The sequence below is a fragment of the Vibrio sp. 2033 genome (assembly GCF_033339735.1).
In genome coordinates this window covers 1-622 of record NZ_JAWOVC010000485.1, presented here as the reverse complement: position 1 = coordinate 622, position 622 = coordinate 1, and the positions used below count along the sequence as shown (strand labels likewise).

General features: G+C 46.6%; 1 protein-coding gene. It reads left to right on the top strand.

Annotation, left to right across the window (positions count from 1 at the left end):
• On the top strand, positions 1 to 609 hold a 609-nt coding region (locus R7P74_RS27355; RefSeq protein WP_318123814.1), incomplete at its 5' end, for a DUF3450 domain-containing protein.
• Positions 610 to 622: the final 13 nt, after the last annotated feature.

Here is a 622-nt window from a genome sequence, read left to right as displayed (position 1 = left end):
ACGCTGGAAGCGGAAATCGAACAGCTTCAGGAAGAAGTCAGCAACTTGAAGATTTATCGTGATCATCTTTCAAGTTTGGTCGAAAGCCAACATCAAGAAGTGAACAGTTTGAACGAGCAAATTGAGCAGATTGCTCAAACTCGTCAGGGTGTCGTGCCATTGATGTATCACATGCTTGAAGGACTCAAGCGTATAGTGGCCAGCGACAAACCTATTCGTAAAGCTCAGCGTGAAGAACGCATTGCGAAGCTTGATGATCTGATGACGCGAGCCGATGTTGCCGACGCAGAGAAATTCCGTCGAATCCTAGAAGCCTACCAAATTGAAATGGACTACGGCACCAAGCTTGGTATCTACCAAGGCAAAATTAACCTAGATGCTAACGAAAAAGTGGAAGCAGATGTCCTTTACTTGGGCCGTGTATCTTTGGTTGCGCGTAGCCTGTCTGGTGACAAATTCTGGAGTTGGTCGCAACAGCAACAAGCCTGGCAGCCTGTTGGTTCGGAACAAAAGACCGAGCTAGATAAGGCGTTTGCTATGGCAAACGAACAAATTGCACCGAGTATGTTAACTCTGCCAGTGTCACTAACGGTTGCGGAGGGCAAGTAAATGATCAAGAAAT